The 23,721-nt window shown below is 41.0% G+C and carries 22 protein-coding genes; 3 read left to right on the top strand and 19 right to left on the bottom strand.

Translation table 11 applies throughout. The annotated features are described in order from the left end of the window. Positions 1–13: 13 nt before the first annotated feature. The 4 genes from IGI42_RS10255 to IGI42_RS10240 all read right to left on the bottom strand — a co-directional run bounded on the left by IGI42_RS10255 (position 14) and on the right by IGI42_RS10240 (position 4,134). Complete coding sequence (locus IGI42_RS10255; protein WP_438715751.1) at positions 14–1,663, bottom strand: family 43 glycosylhydrolase; 1,650 nt, start codon at positions 1,661–1,663, stop codon at positions 14–16. 417 nt (positions 1,664–2,080) lie between these two features. Continuing rightward, entirely contained in the window at positions 2,081–3,004 is a 924-nt protein-coding gene (locus IGI42_RS10250; protein ID WP_438715750.1) for a helix-turn-helix domain-containing protein, read from the bottom strand. Positions 3,005–3,147: 143 nt separating this feature from the next. Next, complete coding sequence (locus tag IGI42_RS10245; protein ID WP_438715749.1) at positions 3,148–3,798, bottom strand: GNAT family N-acetyltransferase; 651 nt, start codon at positions 3,796–3,798, stop codon at positions 3,148–3,150. A 21-nt stretch (positions 3,799–3,819) separates the two neighbouring features. After that, positions 3,820–4,134: a PTS lactose/cellobiose transporter subunit IIA gene (locus IGI42_RS10240; protein WP_438715748.1), complete on the bottom strand. Its 315-nt coding sequence runs from the start codon at positions 4,132–4,134 to the stop codon at positions 3,820–3,822. A 412-nt stretch (positions 4,135–4,546) separates the two neighbouring features. Here IGI42_RS10240 and IGI42_RS10235 point away from each other — a divergent pair, with 412 nt between their 5' ends. After that, complete coding sequence (locus IGI42_RS10235) at positions 4,547–5,209, top strand: alpha/beta fold hydrolase (RefSeq protein ID WP_438715747.1); 663 nt, start codon at positions 4,547–4,549, stop codon at positions 5,207–5,209. A 53-nt stretch (positions 5,210–5,262) separates the two neighbouring features. Here the strand turns inward: IGI42_RS10235 and IGI42_RS10230 are convergent, their stop codons facing one another. From IGI42_RS10230 to IGI42_RS10220, 3 genes are read right to left on the bottom strand one after another with little or no spacing between them, the layout of a single operon-like run. Next, entirely contained in the window at positions 5,263–5,727 is a 465-nt protein-coding gene (locus tag IGI42_RS10230; protein WP_438715746.1) for a PTS sugar transporter subunit IIA, read from the bottom strand. Further along, positions 5,720–7,105 carry a class-II fumarase/aspartase family protein gene (locus tag IGI42_RS10225; RefSeq protein WP_438715745.1) on the bottom strand — a complete coding sequence of 462 codons (1,386 nt, stop codon included), beginning with the start codon at positions 7,103–7,105 and terminating at the stop codon, positions 5,720–5,722. Before IGI42_RS10225 ends, IGI42_RS10230 begins: the two co-directional genes overlap by 8 nt. Before the next feature lie 10 nt (positions 7,106–7,115). Then, the gene (locus IGI42_RS10220) at positions 7,116–8,672 is read right to left on the bottom strand and encodes a PTS transporter subunit EIIC (RefSeq protein WP_438715743.1); all 1,557 of its coding nucleotides are present in this window, start codon (positions 8,670–8,672) and stop codon (positions 7,116–7,118) included. Between the two features lie 137 nt (positions 8,673–8,809). Between IGI42_RS10220 and IGI42_RS10215 the strand changes: the two genes are divergently transcribed. Beyond that, complete coding sequence (locus IGI42_RS10215) at positions 8,810–10,351, top strand: helix-turn-helix domain-containing protein (protein WP_438715742.1); 1,542 nt, start codon at positions 8,810–8,812, stop codon at positions 10,349–10,351. Between the two features lie 73 nt (positions 10,352–10,424). On the opposite strand, the gene IGI42_RS10210 is transcribed toward IGI42_RS10215, so the two are convergent. From IGI42_RS10210 to deoD, 3 genes are read right to left on the bottom strand one after another with little or no spacing between them, the layout of a single operon-like run. After that, positions 10,425–11,795, bottom strand: coding sequence for an MFS transporter (locus IGI42_RS10210; protein ID WP_438715741.1), 1,371 nt, complete (start codon positions 11,793–11,795; stop codon positions 10,425–10,427). A gap of 14 nt (positions 11,796–11,809) precedes the next feature. Further along, positions 11,810–12,976: a phosphopentomutase gene (gene deoB, locus IGI42_RS10205; RefSeq protein ID WP_438715739.1), complete on the bottom strand. Its 1,167-nt coding sequence runs from the start codon at positions 12,974–12,976 to the stop codon at positions 11,810–11,812. Positions 12,977–12,992: 16 nt separating this feature from the next. Next, on the bottom strand, positions 12,993–13,706 hold the full coding sequence (gene deoD, locus IGI42_RS10200) for a purine-nucleoside phosphorylase (RefSeq protein WP_438715738.1): 714 nt from the start codon (positions 13,704–13,706) through the stop codon (positions 12,993–12,995). A 126-nt stretch (positions 13,707–13,832) separates the two neighbouring features. Between deoD and IGI42_RS10195 the strand changes: the two genes are divergently transcribed. Next, entirely contained in the window at positions 13,833–14,552 is a 720-nt protein-coding gene (locus IGI42_RS10195) for a GntR family transcriptional regulator (protein WP_438715737.1), read from the top strand. 138 nt (positions 14,553–14,690) lie between these two features. Here the strand turns inward: IGI42_RS10195 and IGI42_RS10190 are convergent, their stop codons facing one another. The 9 genes from IGI42_RS10190 to IGI42_RS10150 all read right to left on the bottom strand — a co-directional run bounded on the left by IGI42_RS10190 (position 14,691) and on the right by IGI42_RS10150 (position 23,412). After that, positions 14,691–15,071, bottom strand: a complete 381-nt coding sequence (locus IGI42_RS10190) for a hypothetical protein (RefSeq protein ID WP_438715736.1) — start codon at positions 15,069–15,071, stop codon at positions 14,691–14,693. 14 nt (positions 15,072–15,085) lie between these two features. Next, positions 15,086–16,006 carry a phosphodiester glycosidase family protein gene (locus tag IGI42_RS10185; protein WP_438715735.1) on the bottom strand — a complete coding sequence of 307 codons (921 nt, stop codon included), beginning with the start codon at positions 16,004–16,006 and terminating at the stop codon, positions 15,086–15,088. Next, positions 16,003–17,052, bottom strand: coding sequence for a glycosyltransferase (locus IGI42_RS10180; RefSeq protein ID WP_438715734.1), 1,050 nt, complete (start codon positions 17,050–17,052; stop codon positions 16,003–16,005). The genes IGI42_RS10185 and IGI42_RS10180 overlap by 4 nt, the downstream gene beginning before the upstream one ends. A gap of 24 nt (positions 17,053–17,076) precedes the next feature. Beyond that, on the bottom strand, positions 17,077–18,888 hold the full coding sequence (locus tag IGI42_RS10175) for a carbohydrate-binding domain-containing protein (protein ID WP_438715733.1): 1,812 nt from the start codon (positions 18,886–18,888) through the stop codon (positions 17,077–17,079). Between the two features lie 260 nt (positions 18,889–19,148). Further along, positions 19,149–19,826 carry a DUF4956 domain-containing protein gene (locus IGI42_RS10170; protein ID WP_438715732.1) on the bottom strand — a complete coding sequence of 226 codons (678 nt, stop codon included), beginning with the start codon at positions 19,824–19,826 and terminating at the stop codon, positions 19,149–19,151. After that, positions 19,819–20,607: a polyphosphate polymerase domain-containing protein gene (locus tag IGI42_RS10165; protein WP_438715731.1), complete on the bottom strand. Its 789-nt coding sequence runs from the start codon at positions 20,605–20,607 to the stop codon at positions 19,819–19,821. Before IGI42_RS10165 ends, IGI42_RS10170 begins: the two co-directional genes overlap by 8 nt. 242 nt (positions 20,608–20,849) lie before the next feature. Then, entirely contained in the window at positions 20,850–22,121 is a 1,272-nt protein-coding gene (locus tag IGI42_RS10160) for a sensor histidine kinase (protein ID WP_438715730.1), read from the bottom strand. Continuing rightward, positions 22,111–22,800 (bottom strand): response regulator transcription factor, encoded by a 690-nt coding sequence (locus tag IGI42_RS10155; RefSeq protein WP_438715729.1) that lies wholly within the window; start codon positions 22,798–22,800, stop codon positions 22,111–22,113. The genes IGI42_RS10160 and IGI42_RS10155 overlap by 11 nt, the downstream gene beginning before the upstream one ends. A gap of 480 nt (positions 22,801–23,280) precedes the next feature. Next, a complete protein-coding gene (locus IGI42_RS10150) occupies positions 23,281–23,412 on the bottom strand; it encodes a hypothetical protein (RefSeq protein WP_438715728.1) in 132 nt (43 codons plus the stop codon). Between the last annotated feature and the right edge of the window lie 309 nt (positions 23,413–23,721).

The raw sequence follows: 23,721 nt of genomic DNA, 5'->3' as shown, positions 1-23,721 counted from the left end.
CCCCTTTCAGAACCTACACATTTTTCACGTAGTAATAATCAAAGTCAGCATAAGAATCTCGTTGATGGGCATCGACCGCGCCAATGAAATTAAAGAGTGCCGTAAAGCCGCCAATTTCGCCGGGCTCACCATTTACTCCTTCATCAGATAAGTAAGAGACCTCGATTCCTCCTGCAAACAATTCCCAATCGTCAGCTTGACGGTACAGCAGATCTGCTACCCCATTGTCATACTTGATCTTCAGCTCAATCGCTTCATCTGCCACTTCTAAGCGATGCTCACTGTATTCAATCCGTTCACCTAATTTCGCTTGTAAAACCGTTAAAATTGTGGTCGCCTGCTCCTCAGAATAAGTTAAATGCAAGTACAGCCAATTATTGGAATCATAATAAAGACCTACGCCCGCAGTTTCGGAATAGTGGTCAGGTTTGAAGGCTACTTTAGTCTGTACTTCATACTTAAACGAAGTCGCACGCGTCGCCATAATAGCTGGATTTACTTGTGAGAAGAACGAATTTTCTCCGTAAATCCGCAAATGACCAGGTTGTTCCGTCGTGTTCGCCCATTTTTCTTCCTGATTACGATATGGTGTCATAAATTGAAGGCTGTAGTCAGAATCAAAGTCATCCTTTACATCAAAAGTTGTCGACTCTTCAATTGAAGACCCTTTCATTCCTTCGACAGTCATCTTGGCTAAATTGGACCCATCAGCCATCACCAACCAATCATCTTTTGTCCAGTGCATCTTTTGAAGCGATGTTTCCCGTCCCAAAGGATTTAACAACGTACCTGCTAATGGACGCGACATCAAATGCGCCACATACCACTCACCTGTCGTGGTTTCGACCAACGATCCATGTCCGGCTTTTTGCATCAGCGTATTGGGATTGTACATTTCAAAATGTCCTGCATCCGGATCACCTAGGGAGAATAAATGTCTAGGAGAAGACGTAATAATCGGTTCGCCTGATGGATGGGCTTCGTAAGGACCGAAAACCTGCTTCGACCGCCCAATTTCTACCCCATGGGCATACCCCGTGCCGCCAGCTGCAATTATTAGATAGTAGTACTCGCCTCGTTTGTAAATTTGTGGTGCCTCAGCACAGCCACGGGTAGTAAATCCGTGATTAATTCGATGCCACTGACCGATAATTCCACCATTTTCCAAATCAACTTCGGCAATTACAATGTGACCTGGTGCTTGATAGCCTTGACGCGTCTCCCATTCAAGAATGGCTAAATAATGCTTACCATCTTCATCATGGAAAATTGCCGGGTCAAAGCCAATCGCTGTCAAAAAGATTGGTTTGGACCAAGGACCGCGAATATCGTTTGCCCACATCGCATAGGAATCCGAATTGAATTCCCGACCGGCCATGTTGACCATATGGGAGTAAGCTAACCAGTATTTTTTCGTTGCTGGATCATAAGATAAGTGGGGTGCCCAAATGCCCGCTGGTGTGTTGGTTCCTCTTAAATTTACTTCTCCTTTTTTCAAGGAATAATCAATCAACTCCCAATTGGCCAAGTCTTTAGATTCAAAAATTTGAATTGCTGGGTTCCAATGGAAAGTTGAAGTAGCAATATAATAGGTATCCTCCACGCGAATAATGGAAGGATCAGGTGCCATACCAGGAATAATTGGATTTTGAATCATCGTCATTTGTTTTCTTCCTTTCTGTTTTTCCAGTCACCGTTTGGTCATTTGTATCCGGATACATCTGTTTCTAAAACAACAATCAAACGATAATGAGCCTTCTATGCTCTAATGAGTTCGCTTTCAACAATTGGCATACTTCACTACAAATCAGATAGCTCCCTCAAATGGAATCGGTTACTTTTAACTTGAACCCATCATAAAAGAAATCGGGCAGCAGATATATATCAAAAATCGGGCAATGTTTACCATTTTCCGTAAACCATGTTTGTAAATAACCTTCTCAATGGTCGTTTGATCTACTAAGAAAAGCTTCGGTAACCCCTCCACTAAGACGAAAATTTGCATTTTCTGCATACGAAAAAAGCCTGTTTCCGGTGTGCAGAAACAGACTTTGTCCATCGTTTAGTAAACCACTAAAAATTACTCTTTTACTACCTTCATTTTATTTAAGTCTCGATACTCTTTCGGCGACATGCTGCTCCAGCGTTTGAACTGGCGCGAAAAATGAGCGAGATTCTGATAACCAACCACTTCCGCAATTTCACTAATCGATAGTGTTGGCTGATGCAATAGAAACTTCGATTCATTGTAGCGAAGTTGGTCCAAATACTGTTTAGGACTAACTGAGTAAACTCGCTTGAAGACTTTCAGCATCGTGCTTTCACTGATGTTCATCGCTTCTGCTATTGTCCCCATAGATAACAACGAACGATTCTCCTCTAACGGATACTCAGTAAAGGTGCGGAAGTTTTTTTGAATCGTATCGGCAATTGACTTAGCCAAAATCAACGACGAATTATCCGAAGCTTCAATTTTTTCTTGTTCATAAGCGGCATAATCCAATAAGCAGATCACCAGCTCAATCAACAGCTTCTCCACTAATAATTTTTCCTGCAAGGAAAAATTGGTGTGTGCCAACAGCTCGACGTAAGTAGCTAAGATCTTTTCGATTTTAACAAATTGGATATTGTCTTTTCGCAGTTGAATCGGACAATACATCAAGAGGTTTTGCTGAATTCCCGGATCATCCATATCAAAATGCACACAAAAATAGCGCATGCCTTCCGTTGATACACAAGAATTTTCGTGAGATATACCTGGTGGGATTAAAAGAATATCTCCAGCATGAAAGTCATAGGTCCGACTATCAAAATCAGTATGCTGAGTACCTGCTAAAATAATCATAATTTCAAAGGCAAAATGTGTTTCCCGTTCAGCCGTCCAGCCATAAGGAACCCACTGCTGGTGTCCGCCGAAGAATTTCATAGTGGTATTGATCTCTGGTAAGTTGGTAATCTTTTTTAGCCATTCAGGTTTTTCGTTCATCGTATTTCCTTTCAACATGTTACGCTTCTATAATTAATATTTGTACAAACACACTACGAAATAGTTAGCCGAATCATAACAGAAATATCAGTCCCTATTCTTTACCCGTTAAAAAGAAGCATCCAAAATTCTCAAATCTTGAACACTTCTTTTCCGTCAATTTACGCATAACTATTCGTATCAATCTCACTAGCGGCTTTTTCAAAGTCTGCTTGGCAAGGTAGAACCCGCTTTTCTTTTGGCGGAAAAGTCGCATCGTACTCGGCTAGTCCCGTTTCATCTGGATACATCGCTGGTGAAAAATGTATCTTGCCACTAACACCATCTAGCGCTCCTTCATACAGAGGAAGAGCCATAATTCCGGTATAGAACTTCCCATCTGGCATACTAATATCGTATTTTTTAGTTCCCATAAAGCCATAAGGATGGTAATGGTAAGGAAATCCACCGATAATAATCGCAGGGTATCCCAGCTTTTTTGCTTCATTTATCGAGTGCTCGATCAGCCTGCGACCGTAGCCTTGGCGATGATATTTTGGCAAAATGCTAACCGGACCAAACGACACTACCTGATGTTCATCACCGGCCTCATCGACAACTTTCGCCTTCGTGTACATAATACTCCCAATAACCTCACCATCTAGTTCAATTACAAAAGATAACTCAGGTAGATAATCGGCATGTTTCCGAATGCTATGGGCTAAAAAATGCTCCACTGCTCCGGGTGTATACAAGTTCCAGAAAGCTTCTCGTGTAATTTCCTCAACCACACGATAGTCTTTTTCTTCTTCGTTACGAATCGTAATAACCATTCATTAACCTCCGTTTATTTACTAACCAATACGTTTATGCAAATCAACAATCTCTTTTGCTAAATCGAGAAAAGTAATCGCTGTCATTAAATGATCTTGACTATGCACCGTCAGCAGCGTTACCTCCATATGATTTCCGTTCGCTTCTTCTGTCAGCATATCTGTTTGCGCTCGGTGCGCCTCAACTAGCGATGCCTCGGCACTTTGGATTTTTTCTTCTGCCTCGGCAAACTTACCAGCCTTAGCTGCTGCGATTGCTTCCATTGCATCACTTCTAGCATTTCCACCATAAATAATTAGTCCCATGATTGCTTCTAATGCTCTTGGATCGTCCATTTGTCTGCCTCCTGTCGCTTATTTATTAAAGCTGCTGTTCATTTTACTTTGTTAATTTTAATTATCATACCATAATTAGTTATGGGGATAACATCTAATGGAACTAATTTTATTTTTTGACTACTAGCCATCTGAAGGCTCACGTATAATAATTTTCATCTATTTCGTAAAATCGACTGTCCAACTTTTTTAATCCGATTAAGATTTCAGCAAAATCAGGTCCGACCAAGCTACTAATTCCGGTCTTACCACAACATACGCCAAAAAACTAAAATTCAGCAACAAATTACCTGAATTCTCCATCCCGCAGTCTCGCTGAACCTCTAGCAAGACTCACACACTTTACTTGATTCCTTTTACCACACTTATCCTCTATAATTAAAAGCAGCAAGCACCAGAAAGGAGCACCTACATGATTATTCAAACAAATGGCATCGCGCTTTTCTACCAAGTTAGCGGCAAAGGAAATCCGCTGTTGCTGCTGCACGGAAATGGCGAAGATCATCAAATATTCACTGAGCTGGCAGCCAAACTAGCCGAGCATTATACCGTCTACGCAATCGACAGTCGCAACCACGGACAAAGCCAGAGAACAGATGACTATTCCTATGAGACAATGGTTGAAGATGTTTACCACTTTATCCAAGACCTTCGTTTAGAACAAGTAGACTTAGTTGGCTTTAGTGACGGGGCAATCATCGGATTAATGCTAGCAATGAAGGCCCCCGACGTAATAAACAAACTGGCATTGTTAGGGGTAAATCTGAAGCCAGAGGATTTTACCGCTGAAAGTTACCAGGAAATTAGGGAGACCTACGAAGAAACAAAAGATCCTTTGTTCAAACTAATGCTAGAACAACCAAATATTGAGTTAGCGGATGTTCGTAAAGTAAACAATCCTATTTTACTGGTAAAAGCTGACAATGATTTATTTAAACCGGAAACTTACATTCAGCTGCTGGCAGCTCTGCCAAATGCTACCTTAAAATTTATGAATGGTCACGATCATGGCAGCTACATTGTCAATCAGGATTTGCTTTATCCACATTTGATGGATTTTTTCAGCAGTAAATAGCGCAGCAACAACCCTCTGCCCAGAAACAGAGGGTTGTTGCTGCTTTTTAATTATTACAAATTTCCGATAACTGCTTTTGCTTGAGCAGTACCTTCTTTTACTTTAATGGTTTTATCTGTCAAATTAGTGAAGACAATCATGGTTGTTACAGGTTTTTCCTTACTACGCAGATAGTCTAAATCGACCTGTGCCAATTGGGTATCTGAGGTCACAGCTTCTCCTTCACTTACTAAAATATCAAAGCCTTCACCATTTAACTCAACGGTATCAATCCCAATATGAACCAACACTTCTATACCATTTTCAGTGACTAAGCCAATTGCATGTTTTGTAGGAAAAATCGAAGCTACCTTGCCAACAACAGGGGCATATATACTGCCATCTATCGGCTCTACTGCATAACCATCCCCCATTGCTTTTGAGGCAAACACTTGATCATTCACGGCTGTAATCGCTAATACCTTGCCATTGGCTGGACAAAATAATTCAAGACTTTTTTTCTTAAATCGCTTAAACATAGACTCGCTCCTTTGTTTTCTGCTGAAACTTACTGATAGCCGTTCGAGCTTCATATACCATTTCTTTGGTCAGTTGTGTTGATAATCCGGTGTAATTTTCCGGCTTCAGCATCCCTTCAATTTCTTCATCGGAAAATAAGTTGCGGATCATAGCATTGCTTAACAGTAATTCCCGATAGCTCTTTTTCGTCAATTCCGCTTCAATCGCTAAATCGTAAATAAGCTCGTGGGCCTGATCTTTCCCAATGTGTGGGGCAATTTGCATCATGATGTATTCACTATTATCGAGTCCATGATTCAACTCAGCATTAATCCGCATTCGTTCTTCATCAATCGTTAGTGTGCGCGATAGTTCCTCGGCTCGCATTAAAATTTCAGTCATCAATTCCAGAGCTTGGTTCATTACCCCATCGAACAACATATTTGAGGTGCTATCAGCTTCGAAAGGTCTAGCTGCAGAACAATATGTGACTGCTGACAGTGAATAAAGCATCTGAGCGTTGGCAATAATTCCCTTTGAAAGCTTCGGGTTGATCTTATGGGGCATCGTACTACTGCCGACCGTTCCATTAGTAAATCCTTCGGCTACTTCACCGAACTCTTCAATCGAGGTTTGAAAAACTTCTTCTGCGATTTTATGCACATTGTTGGCTAGTAATTGCAGCGTATTAATATATTCAATTTTAGGTGAGCTGATATTACGTGATGGAATCATCATTGGCTCCAAATCTAAAATTTCAGCCACCCGTTTTTGAACGGCAATCCCAATTTCACCCGTAGAGTTGAAAGCTCCAACTGCGCCACCCATCATAGCGGTGAAGACACGCTTTTCTACCTCTTGCATTCGTTCCAGTGACATCACTAATTCTGAAATCCAAACTGAAACCTTATAGCCATAAGTAATCGGAATCGCGTGCTTGCCGTGAGTCCGTCCAGCCATAACTGTATCCGCATGCTTTTCCGCTAACAGGTTCAGATTTTCAATAATTTCCACTATATAAGCTAAAAATTGTTGATGAATTTTTTTCATCAACAGATTTTGAGCGGTCTGCTGGATGTTTTGGGTCGTCGCCCCATAGTGGATATATTTGCCGCTTTCTTCATCACAAGCCATCACGAAGACTTTTAGAAAGGGCACAAAACCGTGCCCGACTTTTCGATAAATTTCATCCATTTTCTCAAAATCAATGTTCTCAATCTGGGCCTGGGCGACAATCTTTTTAGCCGCATCTTGAGGAATCACGCCTAGCTCTCCTTGCGCTTGAGCCAGTGCGGCTTCTACTTGCAACCATGCCTGATACTTTTCTTCTGATTTAAGCAGTTGCTTAATCCCTTTATCATCCAGTGTTTTACTTTTCGAATCGTAAAGTGCTCTCATTGGTTGTCACCTATCCCTTTTTCAATTCTTCATCAACGGCGTTTCGTACAAACTCAACATATGGTCCGAATACTACATGGATATGATTCTCTTGTGGAAAGAAGACCCCGGATGTCCCTGAATTTTTCAGTTCTTCCACATCTACCTTCGCTTGATCGACTAAGTCAATTCGCAAACGCGAGACACAATTATCCACATTTTTAATATTGGCTTTGCCGCCTAATGCAGGCAAAACGATCCCAGCAATTTCATCGAATTTCTTCTCTGCTAATAACGTGTTGTCTTTCAAGCCTTTTTCACGGCCTAAAGTTTCTAGATTGAATTTCTTAATGGCAAACTTAAAGACAAAATAGAAGACGAAGAAATTGGCAATTCCTAGAAGAATCAAGTTGATCCAATTGGTGTCCTCATACATTAAACCGAAAATCCCAAAGTCAAAGATCGTTCCCCGAATATAGCCGATCCCGATATTTAAGAAGTTCAAAGGAATCGCCATTACTCCACATAACAAGGCGTACACTGCGAACAATTGTGGTGCAATAAATAGGAACGAAAATTCCAAAGGTTCGGTGATATTCCCTAAAAAGGCGGTTAATACAACGGTCAATATTGCTCCTTTAGCAATCTTCTTATTGTCAGCAAAAGCGGTATGGTACATCGCTAAACCGATTGCTGGTACGCGGAACAAAGTCGTTAGCATTTGACCAGATGCCAAGTATTTGAACAAATCAGGTGCCATTTCCCAGGCAGGATGATCGGGACCTAAATCAAACAAGACTTTGTTGGCTGCATTTAAAATTCCGATATATTGCTGTCCATCAATCATATAAACACCACCGGCTTCAGTAAAGCGGACAATTGAAGCCAACACATGATGTAAACCAAATGGTATCAATGCGCGATGGGCTACCCAGTAGGCACCAACCCCAAACACATCGTTCATGAAGATTGGTGAAATCATGATCAGGAATTTAGTAAATACTCCCCAAATGATTGGAATAATGAAGCCGATGGGAATCATAAAGAAGAACGTCGCAATGGGTACAAATTTCTTCCCGCCGAAAAAGGCAAAGGCTAATGGCAATTGGGTTTTATAAAACTTATCGGTACACTTAGCTGCTACTAATCCAGCGATGATTCCGCCAGCAGCATCCAACTTCAAGGTCTGAATTCCTAAAACAATCCCTTGTCCTACAGCAGCCATGCTTTCTGCATCAGCAATGGCACCGGTAAGTGTTAGGTAAACATTCACAACAACTAACAAAGTGACATACCCTAAGACTGCCGAGAAGACGGCAATTCCTTTATCCACCTTCGACATCCCGTAAGCCACACCCATGGCAAACAGTAACGGAATATTCTCAAAAACAATGCTAGTAATGGTTTTTAAACTATTAATAATGGCTTGAACCGTTGGATCGCCCAAAAACGCAACCTGCTCGATCATATAACTTTGTGATAAGGCATTGGTCAATCCCATGACCATTCCGATCGGTGCCATAACTGCGATTGGCAACAATAAGGACCGCCCAAATTTTTGAATCCCCTTCTTTAATTGGTCTTTCATATTTTCTCCTCCTCATGTATTTCCTTTACACCCATAGTCTAAGCTGTAAACGGTTACCCAACAAGGTCATCATCTGATTGGCGTTTTTTTCAAGAAATGACCATGCTATACTGAAAGTGACTAGGGAGGGATTTTCCATGACGATTAACTCATTTGATTTGTATATTGCTAACCGAATTCAAGAAAAGCAGCGGCTTACTATTGACGATCTAGCCAAAAAGACGAACCGTTCATCTGCGACTATTCGCCGTTCTGTGCAGTCACTAAATGATTATTTACCTGAGACAAGCCGTTTTATTGTTACTGATTCAGCCGTTGTCAGTCAAATGAGCTATCAAACCCTGATTGCTTTCATCCAATCACTGGAGCTCCATGATTTTGCTGCTAATGCACAAGAGCGCTTTGAGTACGTGCTAACCTTAAGTAGTTTGCATCCTTCTATTAATTTGACCAGCCTTTACGATGACATTTATGTTAGCCAATCTACCAAGAAAAAGGATCGCAGCTATTTTGTCGAAGCCTTAGCGAAACACCAGCTTCAACTGACCGCTTTACGGGGAAAAGGAACCACTGTTACGGGCAACGAGTTGGCCTTACGAATTTTAGTCGCTAAAATTTTAAGTCAAACCATCGAAATCAATGAGCAAAATGGCATTATTCCACGACAAGCCAATACGCCGTTACAGCACCTGATTTTCCAAGAAGCCCAACCGCTTTGGCGAACCGACAATCAGTTATTAGTAGAATTTCTCAAAAAACAGGATTTGCGCTTCAATTACACTGCAACTAAATTTTTATTTACTTATACTTATCTATCTTTAAATCGGCTAGCGAACCAGCATTCATTATCGACTGTACCAGAATTTTTAGTGCCCCCACCAAGCTACGCGTTTTTTCAAGTATCAGTAGAAGATCTGGTCTATAGCAGTATATTAGCCAGTCTGGATAATGATGGTCCACCTATTTACCAAGCGAATGCCTTGATTCAAAACATTGTGGCTGAATTAGTAGACTATGTCGAACATCGTATTGTGACAACTTTTTACACCAAGGAAAGCTTAAAATTAGAAATAGAACACTACTTATACAAGTGTCTATTCCGCAATGAGTTAAACTTTGATTTTTATGACAACAAACTAGACGATGTAAAGGGTGAGTTTCCCTTCCTTTTTCAATTAGTCGAATATTTTTACGAAACACAGCTTTCCAGCAGCTTTCAACTAGATGAATACCAAATCAGCACCTTGACCCTTTTATTTAGAGAACATGTGCTGAAAAATAAAATTGCTGGGCGCAACCGCAAAAAAATTATTATTGTCACCAATTCGGCCAAAGAAAAAAGTGATTTCTTCGCTCAACAGCTGAATTATTATTTTGATGCCGAGGTGGTAGACTATGTAAATCTCCATCAAATTTACAAACTGGGCGCCTTTAAATATGATCACTTAATCACTTTTTCTAATCGGATTTCTGGAATATTGACCGAAAACGGCTACCCTAACATTAAATTAAATTACTATTTGCATGAAGAGGATCGTAAATACTTGGTAAAACTGAATTTCTCGTTGAACTCCCAACGCAAGCTAGTCAGTGAAGACTTCACGAAGGAAATTCAAGCGATCCCACCCGAACAACTGAACACCTTTTTGAAGCAAAAATACCCTGATTTTTTTGTGTGATGCAACTAGGATAGACAGCAAAAAACAGGAAGCAGCTGACTAACTGCTTCCCGTTTTTTGCTTGTGTTATTTCTTATTTTCCAACCTTCAACTGTCTTCTAGCAAATACCACAAATACAGCCAATGACAGAAAAGCGATAAAAGCGATAATCATCAGCACCGCACTATAATGAGCCTCAGTCCCACCAGCGATAAATGGCACTTGTAATTTTTGATTATCAATAAAGAAGGAAGAATAGGTGAAGCCTACAGACATGGCGACATTAATACATAGATTGTAAAAACCTAAAGCTGTTCCTTTATGTTCTTCCCCAACCTTTAGCAAACTCATGTGAATCATCGGAGCATACAACATCGCAAAACTGCAAGAAGTCAGAACCAACGAAATGATAAAGATGAGAATCGATTGCCCCATAAACAAGGCACTACCCAGAATGTTGACTATGATTAAACCCATCGCTACATAGATACACTGCTCACTGCTTAGTTTTTCACTGATTTTACCTGAAAGACTTCCCACCAAAGCGGCTGCCAAGCACGCTGGAATAAACATCGCTGATACTGAATCCAACCCAATATGATACACATCCACCATAAAGAAAGAAAAAGCATTTAAGGTATATGCCGATTGAGTAGAATACAATAAGAAGGCGGTTAACAGGACAAATACGAACAATTTATTTTTGAAAAACTCGATCGTGATAAATGCGGTTTTGCTTTTAGTGATATAAGCTAAGAATAAACCAATCGCAATCACGAACACTACGAAGAAACGCCAGTCAAAGTAAGATAGATACATCATGATTGAAGTCGACACTGCTGCTACTAGAATCATTCCTAGTACATCAATATGTCTTTTCGTGGATTCTTCCTTTGGCAAATACTTCAAAATAAACGGTACACATAACAACGTGAATAAAGGAATAATGAATAAGTGCTGCCAAGCCAAGTGAGTGGTGATAAAGCCGCCAGTTAAGGTACCGATGACGGTTGCAATTTGAAAACTACTAGTGCTGTAGCCCATATACTTTTTCTGTTTTTCCGGTTCCACGTATTTAGCAATAAAAATCAGGTACAATGTTTCTGTCGCACCCAACCCTGAAGCTTGGATTACCCGCGCCAAAACGACTAACCAATAGCTTTCGTGAACCAAATAACCCATCAATGATCCGACACAAATCAAACCAATCCCAATCACTAACAAAGTCCGAATACTAACTGAATCCGCCAAAGATGCATAGACAACGGCACCCATCCCAATGAACAAACCAGCTAAGGTCACCTGCCAGCTTACTGTGCTGGCAGAGACACCAAAATATTTAACTAATTCCGGTGAGATAATCTTAAAGGAATTATCAATCACCAAGGAAAAGACCATTAAAAACAAAATAATCGGTACAACTTTCCCTACTTCAACCTTCTTCTCTTCTGCTACAAACTCCATTTTTTATATCCCCTTTATTTTAGCTCGGCTAAAAAGCTCTGACCATTTTCTGGTTGTGGTACAGCAAAATTCTCAGCAATCGTCGCAGCAATGTCAGAATAATATCCTTGAGGTAAACTGCCTTGTTTTTGCATTTTTTTACTATAAGCTAACAACGGTACATACTCCCGAGTATGATCGGTGCCCGGAAATGTTGGATCATTCCCGTGATCAGCCGTAATCAGTAACAGATCCTCTTCCTCTAATGCTTCATAAATTTCCGGTAAACGACGGTCAAATTCATCAATCGCCTGACCATAACCGATAACATCCCGACGATGACCAAACACGGCATCAAAATCCACCAAGTTAGTAAAGCTCAAGCCGGTAAATTCCTGCTTCATCACTTCCAGCAACTTGTCTACCCCGTCCATATTGCTTTTCGTACGAACCGATTCAGTGATTCCCTGACCATTAAAAATATCGTTGATCTTCCCAACAGCAATTACGTCTTTGCCATTGTCCTTCAAGGAATCCAACACCGTTTTGCCAAAAGGATCTAACGCATAATCATGACGATTACTAGTTCTGGTAAAATTCCCGGGCGTTCCTAAATATGGCCGGGCAATAATACGACCAATCATGTAAGGCTCATCCTTGGTGATATCACGGGCATATTGACAAATCTTGTACAGCTCTTCTAACGGGATAATTTCCTCATGAGCCGCAATCTGTAAGACCGGATCAGCCGATGTATAAACGATTAAATCGCCGGTTTCCATTTGGTGGGGACCATAATCATCAATGACCGCTGTTCCAGAGTAAGGCTTGTTACAGACAATTTTACGACCTGAAAATTCTTCAATCTGCTTTAATAGTTCTTCAGGAAACCCATCTGGGAAGACCCGAAACGGCTTTTGAATATTTAAGCCAGCAATTTCCCAGTGCCCAGTCATAGTATCTTTTCCTACTGAAATCTCTTCTAATTTTGTCGCGTAACCATAATGATCAGCCAGTGCTTTTACACCAGTTAGCGGACGAATGGTTCCTAATCCCAGTTGTTCCATATTGGGAATGACTAGTCCTGCTTTTTCAGCAATATGACCTAACGTATCTGCTCCTACATCACCAAAGGCCTCTGCATCTGGTGCTTCACCAATTCCGACTGAATCCAAAACAATTAAATGTACCCGTTTAAACATATCTGTTCCTTCTTTCTTAGAGTGTCATTTCTAAAGCTGTTTCCATCATGTTGGAGAAGGCGGTTTGTCGATCTTCTGCCGACAAAGCTTCACCAGTGATTATGTTGTCACTCACTGTCATGATGCTCAAAGCGTTTACATTAGCTGCCATTGCGTTCCAGTAAAGAGCGGCTGTTTCCATATCGATCGCTAAGACACCCATTTCCTGCCATTTTTGATTAAACGTTTTGCTTGGATGATAAAACACATCAGAGGTCAAAATAGTGCCCACATGATAGTCTTGACCGTTAGCCTTGGCGGTATTTACTGCTTTTTCTAACAAACTGTACGAAGCCGTTGCTGGAAGTTGACCAGGAAGCTCATATTGATCGGCATAGCTGGAGTTTGTGGCTGCTCCCATGGCAATCACCAAGTCATGCAACGGAATTTCTGCTTGTAAAGCCCCGCAAGAGCCAATCCGAATCAAATTCTTCACGCCAAAAGTATGAATCAATTCATAGGAATAAAGTCCCATGCTAGGCATACCCATACCTGTTCCCATAACGGATATTTTCTGTCCTTTATATTCCCCAGTATAACCAAACATATTTCGTACATGATTGAATTGTACCGAGTTGTCTAAAAATGTATCCGCAATCAATTTCGCTCGTAATGGATCACCTGGAAGTAAGATTGTTTCAGCAATTTCTTGTCCTCCTAATACGATATGGGGTGTGCTTTTCTCAGTCATAATCATTTCTCCTTTTTAACTTGTCTAATTATTATCAACTATTTTATACAAGTATAATAGCGCTGCCATGTTTTTGCAAGCCCTTTTATGGTAAAATAAAATAAAAAACAGTACAGGAGCCGAATTATGAACGGAGAAAACCGTAAAGAACCCTTGTATGTCAAGGCATACCACCGGTTATATCACATGATTAATAATAATGAATTTTCTTCAGACAAGCTGCCATCAGAGCCCGAATTAGCGAAGCAACTAGGAATTAGTCGCATGACACTTAGACAAGCCTTAGCTTTTTTACAAGAAGATGGACTGGTTAAAAACATTCATGGCAAAGGGAACTTCATTATTAAAGAACCAGTAGACAAGCAGAAAGATGGCTTAGATACGCTTAGTAATCCCGTTTATAAAGCGCAGATTGAACCAATTGAGGACGTCGAGCTTTATTTCAGTATCAATTTAGATACTGAATATACTAGACAAGTGCTGGAAAAGAAGTCTACTGCCGTCGTTTCAGTCGAACGCTGGTATGGGGCGAAGAAGAAATACTTAGCCTTTTGTTTTACCTATTTAGCGATTGATATCGTGGAAGAATTGGGAATTGATTTAAACAACGAAGAAGGGTTTAAAGTTGTGCTAGAAGAAGAAATTTACAATCAAGCCACTCATGCCACCATCGAGATCAAAAAAACCGCAGCTGGCAATATGACTTCGCAGCGCTATAGTATGGTAGGCGGCGAAGCCTGTGTTCTACTGGTGGAAACTATCTATAAAGAGGATCGCGTCCTAGCTCACAACAAATTCTACATCCCAGAACAATTTTGTCAGCTGCGAATGACGGTGAGAAAGTAAAGACGATCGGATTGTTTCATCCGCACAACATCATGAATCAGCAAACTTGTCTAATTGAGTAAAGAGCAGCCTTGATATGAAAAAGACATCTTTTACCAAAAAAGTAAAGGATGTCTTTTCTTTAGCTATTCTCATGTCCTAATCGCTAATTCGTAAAGCAGCCATCAAAAAGAAGCTGCCGATCAACACTAAAATGAACGCTGTCACATAATAAACGACTACATAACCTGAAGAAGTCCCCGCAATTTCAAAAATCCCCGTCAATACTCGTCCGCTTACTACACTGATTACTGCCAACAAAAAACAGCGATAACTAACACGCATTCGCGGCGTTTTAATAATAGCAGGACTGACGCTTTTTATGACTAGCAGAAAAACGACTAATACGAGCGGCCAGCACCAAGCACTGTCTAGTGCCGCACTAGTTACCCCGTGACCAAAGTAGTTGTAGACTGTTTTAAAAAGGTATAGAAACACCGAGCCTGCGCTTAAACTAGCCAACCACTTATTTATCTGCATAAAACCCCTCTTTTCTAAAAATAAATGATGTCGCTAACTGAACGTTCGCTGCCAGAATTACCTTTGGCTCCGGCTACAGGAGTGTTTACCACTTGCCCATTGAACACCATCGTAGAAGAACCTCCGCCATCAAGATTATAAGCAACTGTTGCCCCTTTGCTTTCAAAAATTTCGGCTAGCTGATACAAAGACAAGCCGACACTTTCGTCTGTTCGACCATCCGATACGATAATCATGTAATGATTTTCACCAATCTGACCGATAGCTGTTCTGGGATTACTACTCATTGATTGAGAAACTTCTTCCTCAGTGGAGACTGCTATCTCACTGTCTTTCACCAAAGTTGGACCAAAGGAAAGCACTTGTGCCGCCCCTTCTTCCAACAATGTTTCAGCCGATACTTCCCCTTGATTCACAATAGAAAAATCCCCATCCTCATTAACCACTAGGGCATCCGTATCTTCCTCCGGCGTATCTCGATATAAGCTGCCGTTTCGAAGAACATAGCCTGTGTCACGGAAACCGTAATAGTCACCATTAATAGCCAACACTGCTTGGTTTGCCGCAGCCATAGAAGAAGTCGTTTCTTTAATATTTCGGCCATACGTCCCATTGGCAAAAGCTGTCTTCAACTGATCGCTGCTTTCCACTTGGATATCAGCAACATAGTAAGTCGTATCCGCAGTTTGTTCAGTCGTGATTGCTATGGTCATCTTGTCATCTTGGTAACTGTTTTCCGTGATAATGGCTTCGGAGTTTTCACTTGAAGCCGTGTCCGCGTCCGCCGTGGCAGTAGTTGTCTCAGTTGTTGTATTGGTAGCTATAGCTGAATAAGTTTTGGGTACAACAAATGTATCCAGCAAGACAAAACCAGTAAAACCACTTAACAGCAATAACACGGTGAAAAACCAAGGAAACCCTCTATATCTGCTCAAGCTTCATACGCTCCTTTCTTAAAGACAAAACGGCGCTGAATGTAAAAGCTAAGAAAAAATATCCCACAATCAACCACTAATTTTATTAGAATAATATGCTGAAATAATCCAGCCAGCCCTTGCACTAATAGAAAACTTAGCAGCAATTGACTCGCAAAGAGCAGGGCGTATTTACTGGCTTCTTTGAGTTGTTGATGCTCTGTTTTAAAGACAAAGTGCCGATTCAACTGATAGTTCAACACACCGCTGCAAATTCTAGCTAAAGCCGTAGCCGCAAATAGTGCGTTAGATGCCGTAGGAAAAACTAGCTTCAATAATATGACAAAAAACAAAATATCGAAGACAGCGGATAAGCCCGAGCTGGCGATGAATTTCAAAAAGGGGAGATAGACTAGTAAGGAATCTGCCACGCTACGAAAATGTGAGTGCTCATTATTGCCAAAGTAAACTGTCTCAATTGGGACTTCTTCTAGCGAAAGCCCCACTTCTTTTGCTTGCATCAACATATTCATTTCGTATTCAAATCGGCGCCCGGGTATTTCCAGCAGTTGCTCCAAGTGGTTTTGAGGAATGCCCCGTAAGCCCGTTTGGGTATCTGATAAGGTAGTACCTGTAGAGAAGCGAAACATCTTAGCAGTCAGTTTGTTTCCATAGCGACTTTTAAAGGGAACCTGGGCTTGATCAAATTGCCTAGCACCTAAAAATAAGGTGTTTTCGTGTTTTTCTACTAGATTAGCGATGTTTAGAATATCCGCCGTGCGATGCTGGCCATCACTATCAGCTGTTACAATGCCGCTCGCCTCGGGTATATTCCGTAATTGAAAGCGCATGGCGGTCTTTAATGCGGCTCCTTTGCCTAAATTGTGCGGATGCGTCAGCAAAATCGCCCCTTTACGCTTCGCTTCCGCGAAAACAGCTTGATAATCAGGTCCCGATCCGTCATCAATTACGATGACAGGACGATCCGTTTGGCAAAGTAAGTTTGTTAAAAAAGTCAAAAAACGAGGTTCCGGTTCGTAAGCTGGAATAACAATACTGGCTTTCATAGCGTTCGCTCCTTTCTTTACTTGTTATTGTCGTCCGCCCATACCGCCGCCAGGGCCGCCACCACCCATCATTCCTTGGGTAGCTTCCACCGCAGCACCAGCTGAATCAACGGATGTCACTGCTGAGTCAACAGTGACTGCAGTAGAAGTACCGCTAGAAAATTCAACGGTATAGGTTTCTCCCGTTTGGATTGCTGGATCGCTGACAATCAAATTCGAGAAGGCTTTGGCAGCTGTTACTTCACTAATCACATTCCCTTGATTATCTGTTAGGGTAACTACCTCGCCGGCTTGCAGTTCACTATCTAGCCAGATTTGAATGCTCGGCTGAGTGGAGGTCTCACTTAATGATTGTGCCATTTCCGCAGATCCCAGAGTATAAAGTGTTCCACCGCTTATATCAAAGGTTCCATCATAATCCAGAGCGGAATTTCCACCACTAACTGGACCATAAACGGTCATTTGTCCACCTGTCATGTAAATGTTGCCATTAGAATCTAAACCATCACCTTCTGCATCAACTTGAATCGTTCCACCTTCAATCGTAATTGAATAGTCTCCACTGCCGCCTTCTTGGAAAGAGTCAGCGCCAAATTGGTTCTCATCACCGGTTTCTGTAGTTTCATTGGTCGTTGAGCCGCCCGCAGCATTTACACCATCGTCTGTCGCAACAACGGTGACATTCCCTCCTGAGAAAACAACGTTGGCCCCTTCAATTCCTTCGTAAGAATTTAGAACATGGACTTCTCCACCAGAGATCGTGGTAGTCTCATCCGCATGAATCCCATCGTCTTCAGTCGTTAAATTCAATGTGCCCCCTTCAATTGTTACATTGCTATTGGAATGAATACTGTCATCTACTGAATCGATCGTATAGGTGCCGCCAGTTATGGTCATCTCACCACTTGCCTTTAGTCCTTTATAACTCTGGGTAGAATCAACAGTACCACTGCTATTGGTAGTAATAACAACCGTTGGATTGTTGGCAATTAAATATGTTTCGGCTTGAATTCCATCTGTTTCGCTGTCGATTGTATACGTGCCGCCATCTAGAATAATGTAGCCTTTGTCGGTTTCTTCAGCATTAGTCGCTTGAATCCCATCGTTAGCAGCTTGAATAGTAAAGGTTCCATCTAAAATCTGAACAGAGTCCTTCCCTTTTATTCCTTCATTTCCACTATCAATCATATAGTTACCACTGGTTACTTTTAAATCATTCTTACTTTGAATACCATGACCAGCTGTTGCTTGCACTTCAAGAGTGCCAGCACCATTCAATGTTAGATCATCTTCACTGTAAATCGCCGCTTGTGCCTCATCTGTCGCAGCAAAACTTTCAGCCGTCGCATTTATCTGATTGGTGGTATTTTCTACTGTAGTTAAAATGGTTTTTTCAGCTTGCGAAACGGCAATTGCAGCCGTCGTTTCATTTGTAATTTCAACACCATTTAATATGATTCGAACGGTTTTGGCATCCGTACTGCTAACAACAATTTGACCATTAGTTAATGACCCAGTTAAGACATACGTTCCTCCTTTGGTAAGAGTAATCGTATTATCTGCAACTTCCGCTCCCTCACCATCAATGGTGGAACTGTCATCTGCTAGTGTAATCAGTGTAGCCGTGCCCTCGTCATAGGCAGTTTCCATATCTTCTTCGTCGTATTCCCCAGTAGTTGATGTGGCAGTAGAACTAGTCAGATTGGTAGTAGAAGTTCCTGCCAAACTGGTAGCAATGCCGGCTTCCTCGGTTTGGCTAGCTGTCACTTTATAGACAATACCGCCAGTTAATGCAAGGGCTAATAAAACAGACGTAATAGATAGTCTCTTTTTCATATATTTTTTCCTCTTTTCTTCTCGATTTCAAGTATCTAGTAAAGTAACAATTCCGTAGTCTGACTTTTCTTGAATGTGAATAAACTATACGTCTTTCGCAATTAGTTAGCGGCGCTAATAAGCAGATCTCCTGTTTTATCTGCTTATCTTTTTCTCTTAGTGACACTCATCTATTTCACTGTTTCTCAGGTACTAACATCCATACTAAACCGAACAAAGCCGTCAAACAGATTAGCATTCGATCCCTCTTCTCTTTGTACCTATAAGTCCTTCCCACTTCCAGCTGGCTGGACAATGATAGGCAAGTTGCTGTTTACTAAACGCAGCTCATCTAAAAACTCTTTTTCTTTGTACGGATTTTTTTCATGAACCGTGAAAGAAACTTCAAATAAGCTGCCTAAGTTGGTAGTTTTAATCTGATCCAACTGGTGATAATCGGTAAATTTCTTCAACACATCATCAAAATCCTTCATATAATTGGTGTACTCGGGTACGGTAATTCGGACCTGTCGCGCGTTCTCCGTCGCATCGCCAAACCGCAAATTGGTATAAACAATCATGGCAAGACTGACAATCAAACTAAAAATTGCGGCATAGACAACGTAGCCCATTCCAATCGCTAATCCCACTGCCATCGAGAAAAAAATCGTGGTAATCTCACGCGCATTCCCCGGTGCCGAACGGAAACGAACTAAGCTGAAAGCTCCTGCTACCGTTATCCCTGCCCCTAAGTTTCCGTTGACCATCATAATGACGGAGGAAACTAAGACGGGCAGAAGTGCGATGGTGAACATAAAATTTTTGGAGTAGCTGTTGCGATATTTATGAACCATCGCAATGATAAAGCCTAAAATTAAGCTAGATGAAATAGTTAATAAAACTTGCGTCAGCGTAACAGTCATTGCGCTGGCATTACTGCTAAGAATACTCTCAAGCATAAATTGATTCTCCTCGCCCAAATGTTTTTATTGTTTGTCCGGTATAACGAGCCACCTGTTGTTTCTCCCATTCAGGAAATAATACCCAATGATAAACATTGCCGTATTTGGTAAACTTCCCTTGAAAAACCTGTAGTTCTGAGAAAAGGCGACTGATTTCTAAAGGAAAGGCTTCAAAAATCTTAACCTCCATCAACACCGTTGGCTCTGCCGTTAACAAAGTTTGCGGGTACTGATCCACCTGATCCAATTCGAAATGTTCCAATGAATACCGAATATTTTGATCAAACGTGATCCGGAAATTTTCATCCTTGTTTGATTTCAAAGCGATTCGATCATAGCTGATCAATACGGTAGGCTGAAGTTCTTGTTGGCGTGTGTACCAATCAACTTCTTTGAAGATCTGCTTTTGTTCCTGTGGCTTCACACCGTAAGTTAAAAAGTTTTTCGCCTCCTGATAAGTCATCGCCGTCCTGCGTTTGTAGGTGACACCTGCCACCTTCTTTTTTAATTCGAGGTACACTGTCGATTGACTAGTTGCCAAGCCATAACTGCGCAGCCGCATTTTTTCCTTAAATTTCGGCTTGTCTACCGAATGACGAATAACCGCTAAATCTTCTGTATCATAATAAACGGTATGAATCGTGTGCAGCCCATAGTCATCAATCGTCATATATTCTTGTAAACGAGTCAGCAGCACCTCGAATTTATCCGGTGTCAGCAAATATTTTTTCTCGCGGCGTTCAAATATCTCCCCGCTTTTAACTTTTGCTTTTGCCATATTGAACTTCCTCCTTGTGTCAAACATCATTTATTTAGTAACGATGAATGTATCATAACGTGTGAATCTGAACTCCTTCTGAAGTAAATCTGAACAAATCTGAAGTTTGGGTGAGACGGACTTCGCACACTCGTGGAGTCGAACAACAATTATGCGAAACTGATCCCTTACCCATCCAAGGTACGAAAAAAAGAGCAGCCATCAATCGACTACTCTTCCATGCATTTTCAGTTGTAAAAAGATTATTTTTCAAATTTTATCGGAAAAACTAATTCCGTTTGGTAAGTTTCTCCGATCAATGCACTCGTCATCGTACCTTGGTGCAGCTCGACAATCATCGCAGAAATTTTTACCCCTAAGGATTTCCCGATGCTCGAATCGTTCTTGGAAACTGTATTTTTAATTGTGATGTGAAGCTGTTCATTCAGCGTCTGGATGTGGATCGTTACACCTTCAGCAAGCTCCGCATGTTGATTAATATTGGAAATAAGGTTATCAAACAATCGCTCTAGCAGACTCATATCGCCCACAATCTTGGCCTGTGCGGGAATATCCAGTGTATAAGTTACCTCTACAATCGGCAATAACTCAGTAATAAATTGCTCAAAAAGCATCCGACTATCAATCAATTGCAGCTCTAACGGGCGCTGACCAGAAAAGATTGTTGCATATTCCAACAAATCATTCACCCGGCTATTCATTTGCTTGGTTTTCTTATGGATCAGATTTAGATATTTCCGCTGCTCTTCGGTTAAGTCAGTCTCTAGCAGCACGGGTAAATAGCCGCTTAAAATCGTCAACGGTGTTCGAATGTCATGACTTAAATCGCTGATAATTTCTCTAGAGGTCTGAGTCGCCTTCGCTTCTAAAATAATCTTCTCACTGAGGGACTGGCTCATCTTGTTGATGCTGGCAGCGATTTGAGTCAGCTCATCATGCCCTTCTTCCGCTATTCGATAATCGAGATCGCCCGCCTCTAAAATAATCGTCCCTTTTTCAATTTGGTGCATATATTTCGCCTTATTCAACAGCTGACGGTAAAACAAAACAATCGCAAAAATCAAGCCCAAAACTACTGAGGCGACCACGCCAATATACATCACCCAACGATTCTCTACAATTAGAAAGGTCGTTGCACTTTTCCCATCTGAGTAAGTGATATCTACAGCCTTTTCACTGCCCAATGGTCGCCGTTGCTCCATCGGCCCCTCTGGTTCTTTATGGAATTTCGGTGCGCTGCCATTTCCAGCATCATTTCGCAAATAAAAGACCGTGCCATCTGAGGACTGCCAAGTAAAGCGGCTGAGACTGTTGGCCTCCTGCTGGGTAACGAACGTCTGAAACTCCTCCGTTGCGTCCGCAAAGTTTTTCTTTGCCATCTGCGGCTGAATCACCTGTTGGTATAGCGCCTGATTACCTACGAACAGCAACAAGAACAATACCCCACCACTAATGATACTTAAGATTAAATAGCGAAAAATTTCTTTGGGAAAGGTCGTTTTTTTACTGTTCAATCTTATACCCCACTCCCCACACAGTCAAAATGTACTGCGGTTTTTTCGGGTCTGTTTCGAGCTTTTGCCGCAATTTTTTTATGTGCGTCATAATCGTACTACTAGAGCTATAAAAATACGGCTCTTGCCAAACAGCATCATAGATCGCTTCTGCCGAAAACACATGTCCCGGTGATTCAGCCAGCAGCTGTAGAATATCAAACTCTTTGCCAGTCAAAATAATTTCCTGATCCTCCAAGACTACCTTTCGCGTTTCCGGATGCAAGACCAACCCACGAATTTGAATCGAATGGGTTGCTTGTACGTACGAATTACTATAATTCAAATACCGCCGCAACATCGCTTGGACCTTCAACTGCAGTTCCTGCGGCGAAAAAGGCTTCACCAAATAATCATCCGCACCGGCAGAGTAACCCACTATCTTGTCATATTCTTGACCTTTTGCCGAAATAAAAAGAATCGGAACTGAATAAGCTTTGCGGATTTCCTTGACCGCATCCACTCCATTCATTTTAGGCATCATATAATCCATGATAACCAGCGCAACCTCCTGGTCGATCATTTCCACCGCTTCTTGCCCATTTTCTGCTTCAATAATTTCATCCACATAAGTAGCCAGCAACATTTTTTCTAATTCACGAATATCGACCTCATCATCCACAATCAGCAGCTTAGTCATTTCTATCCCCTCATTCACAATATTTTCTGCTTAGTATGCCACAAGTCGATACTCGAAAAGTCATTCTTTTGAAAAGGTCACAAAAAAATCTCGGATTCTTAAGGTTTATTGTGCAATCAATCCACCTTTCTGCTCGCTAGAAAATCCATCGAAATAACTCCATCTGATTAAAACTTCACTTATCCACATAATTTCATTAGGAAACTTGGTTAATTATTTTTCCACAACCCCTATTCTGTGGAATTCTCCTACCCTTTTCCACATAATTCCACAACGTTATCCACAAACTTATCCACACCTGTTCATAACTAGCTTATTACTGCTTTGAAAATCCTAAGACTCATTATTTCTTCAACTAGCGAAATAACTAGGCTCTATCAAACAAAAAATAGCATAAACATAGCCTAACTAACGACTTTTTGTACTCTTTCTATTTTACCCAACTAAAAAAAGACTGATTTTCAGTCTCGTCTGCTCACACTACTCGTACAAAATACTACGAAGAGTATCTTTTAATTCTTCAATCTTACCTTCATATTTTTCAAGACCGATTTTTGCTTCAATTCCTTTTTCTTTACCATTTTCAGCAAAATCGAAAACTAAAAAATTCATATACTACACTCGTGTTTAATTGATTTAAGTATCTTGATTCTTTTGAGTGTTTTCTCCTGAAAAAGAATGGCTAAGCACAGATAGAATGCCCAGCTAAAAATTAAAAAAGCAAAATTCGAATTGATAACAAAAAGAAGAGCCATTACTACTGTAAGTACCACGAAACATATTTTAATTTTCAGAGCTCTCTTACTATTTAGTAATTCCCTTTCAATCATCCTGCTGGTTTCTTCTTTTGAAAAATAGTAATCGTGAAAATTAGTGTTCTTCATTTTTCTCTCTAGAGAGTATACACCATAATATGAAATG

The organism is Enterococcus sp. AZ109, assembly GCF_051714625.1.
In the GTDB taxonomy this organism is placed as follows: domain Bacteria; phylum Bacillota; class Bacilli; order Lactobacillales; family Enterococcaceae; genus Enterococcus_A.
The sequence above is the reverse complement of the archived record's forward strand: the minus strand, read 5'-3'. Positions and strand labels throughout refer to the sequence as shown.